Genomic DNA, 3239 nt, shown 5'->3' with positions numbered 1-3239 from the left:
GGGGTTCTAGGGATTTTCCGTCCAAAAACGACAAAGTGCTCTGGAGGCCCCGCCGTCTGTGGCCTCCAGAGGGGTATTACTTTTTTCGAGATCCCTATTTGGGCTCTGTTTGAGTAAGATTTAGTCTTTTTGGGCTAAATCCATGGCATTCGAAGAACGTGTCCAAATCTTGTCCGAGGCAGAACAAGATGAGTTATATGGACCCCCCGCTTTCACCTCCGCCGACCAACGCTTCTTTTTCTCGCTGAACGATAAGGAACTGGCGATCGCTAAAAGCCTCCGTCATCGGGGCCAGCGTTACATGCTGGTGGTACTGCTGGGCTATTTCAAAGCCAAGCCGGTGGTGCTGAATCCCGGCTTTCATCAGATCAAGCAGGACCTCAAATACGTTTATCAAACCGTTCTACCAGGCCCAGGCTGTAGACCCTTTAATCTCACGCCAAAAGAGAACGAACGGATTTACCAACGTGTTTTCCAGCTCTGCAACTACCAGCGCTGGAATGTCAAAGACCATGGAGCGGCGTTGAGAGATTACTTATCCCAGCAAGCCAGAGCCTGGACAGCGCCTAGGCACCTCTTCGATGCGGCCAATGAATATTGTTCGGGGCAGAAGATCGCAATCCCTGCCTACAGCACGCTGCAAAAGATCATCAGTCAGGTGGTGGGAGACGAACAGGAACACATGGCCGCGCACCTTGAGCGTGCAATGTCACGCGGTCTTAAGCAAGCACTGGCGGAGCTCGTGAACGGCACAGGTCCACTGCCGTTCCGACAGTTGCGACAATCGGCTCGTAACTTCACCGGAACCGAGTTGGAGAAAGAACTGATTGTCTATCGCCATATCCAGCATTGGATGCCGGAAGTGGATCTGCTGTTGAGCACGCTATCACTGTCGCAGAAAAATCTGCAACACCTGGCAGAGAAAGTCGACTACTACGGTGCCAAACTGAAACGTCAAACCGTAGGCAGCCAATGGCTGTATTTATTGTGCTATCTTCAAACGCGATGGCAGCAAGCGCTGGAACGTATTGCCGATGGCTTTGTGCATCATGTCAGACAGACCAAACAGAAGGCAAAGGATTATGCGCAGGAAGCGGTGTTTAAGGATTGGCAAAAAGCAGCTAAAAATGTCAGCAAGGCAGCTGAAGTACTGCACCTGTTCATTGATGACAGCATTGATCTGCAACTACCGTTTGCAACAGTAAGACAGCAAGCACTGAGCCTGCTGACCAAAAGGGATCTGGAATCTGTATGTCTCTTCCTGAACGAGCAGCGACGATCGGTCGATGAAGCCATGTGGCAGTACTGCGACGAGAAAGAAAGTCTGCGGAAAGGTTTGCTGCGAGAGTTGTTCCTATGTCTGCGCTTCGAAGGCTGCGACGGCACCCAGCACTTAGCGGCCGCCTTGGCGAAAACACAAAACGAACTCAACGGCCAGGACGCTCAGTTGCAAACTGCCGACACCAGACTCCTTTCCAAAAAATCACGTGAATTCCTGCTGGATGGTGAAGGGAATATCCTGATCGATCGTTATGAGTGGTTCCTCTATCAACAGATTCCTGATCGCCTGAATGGCCAGCTGACGCTGCCTGATATCACTAAATACCGGGCACTCGACGCCGACCTGATCGACGGGGAACATTGGCGAAAAAACAAATATACGCTGCTTCAACAGAGCCATTTTACAAAATTAGCGGAGGAGCCTGAAAAGCTGATCAAACAGATGGCCATGGAATTGGATACCCGTTTGTACGAAGTCGGCGAATATCTTGAACAGGAAGACAACCGGAATATCATCTTGCGTAATCCGCAGGGTAAACGCTTCTGGCGCCTGCCTTCGGCCAGCAAACATCATCTGGTCAACAATCCCTTCTTCCAGCAAATTCCCACAACGGGGATTGCGGATGTACTGCGCATGGTTGATCGTGACACCGGTTTCATTGACTGCTTCGCTCATGTGCTGGGTTCCCAATCCAGAAGCCGTTCCCATGAATATGACCTGTTGGCAATTCTGGTCGGCAATGCAACCAATCAAGGCATTTACGGCATGGCACAGATCTCTGATCGTACCTATGATCAGCTCAGCACTATCCAGGCGAACTATCTTCGCCTGGAAACATTGAATGCTGCTAACGACAACATCAATAACGCGACAGCCAAGCTACCCATCTTCCGGTACTACAACATCCAGGAAGATGTGATCCACGCCAGTGCCGATGGTCAAAAGTTCGAAGCCCGGCGCGAGACCTTCAAAACCCGTTATTCGTCGAAGTACTTTGGCACTCAAAAAGGTGTTTCTGCCATGACCTTGATCGCCAATCACGCTGCGATCAACGCCAGAGTGATCGGCGCCAACGAACATGAATCGCACTACATCTTTGATTTGTTGATGAGCAATACGTCAGACATCATTCCGGATGTGCTCTCAACCGATACCCATGGGGTGAACCATGTGAACTTCGCGTTACTGGATCTGTTCGGATACCAGTTTGCCCCACGCTATGCCCAGGTTGGCAAAGTGATCAATGACATGTTTGATGTCAAGGAAGACAAAGAACACCGAATTCAGCTGTGCTTAAAAAAGCCAATCAATACCCATCGTATTGCGCAGCACTGGGATACCATCCAACGGATTGCAGTATCACTTAAGCAGCGGAAAACAACGCAAGCCACCTTGGTGAGAAAGCTCTCGGAGTACAAGCGCAATCACCCGCTGCTGGAAGCCCTGACGGAATACAATCGCCTGGTGAAAGCGAATTATCTACTGTGCTACATCGATGATGCCAGTTTAAGAAACTATGTTCAGCGCGCGCTGAACCGGGGAGAGGCCTATCACCAACTGCGTCGGGCCGTGAGCAGCGTCAATGGGGATCAGTTCCGGGGCAGTTCAGACGAAGAAATCCAGCTATGGAATGAGTGCGCTCGCCTGGTCACCAATGCCATCGTTTACTTCAACTCCAGGATACTCAGCCAGCTGTTGACCAGCTTCGAATACCAAGGAGATACCAAGAGAATAGATATCGTCAAACAGGCATCCCCTGTGGCCTGGCACAACATTAACCTCAAGGGGACTTACCACTTCGAATTGAGCGAAAAATTGCCAGATCTGGAGGAGCTTATGCGCTCAATCGAGGGATATTTACCCGTCAGCGAAAAGTAATACCCCTCTGGAGGCCACGGACGGCGCGGCCTCCAGAGCACTTTGTCGTTTTTGGACGGAAAATCCCTAGAACCCCATT

The 3239-nt window shown here is 50.7% G+C and carries 1 protein-coding gene; it reads left to right on the top strand.

The features are described from left to right. Positions 1 to 142 precede the first annotated feature (142 nt). Positions 143 to 3160, top strand: coding sequence for a Tn3-like element IS3000 family transposase (locus ACMWLG_RS25535; protein WP_004199413.1), 3018 nt, complete (start codon positions 143 to 145; stop codon positions 3158 to 3160). Positions 3161 to 3239 lie beyond the last annotated feature (79 nt).

The sequence above is a fragment of the Enterobacter sp. 01-M-02-SI-ECC genome, from assembly GCF_047530595.1.
Classification (GTDB): Bacteria; Pseudomonadota; Gammaproteobacteria; order Enterobacterales; family Enterobacteriaceae; genus Enterobacter; species Enterobacter cloacae_M.
This window is presented reverse-complemented; position numbering and strand designations above follow the sequence as displayed.

Excerpts from the sequence above, each read along its gene's own strand:
- ACMWLG_RS25535 (WP_004199413.1), top strand. The coding sequence starts at position 143 with ATGGCATTCGAAGAACGTGTCCAAATCTTGTCCGAGGCAGAACAAGAT.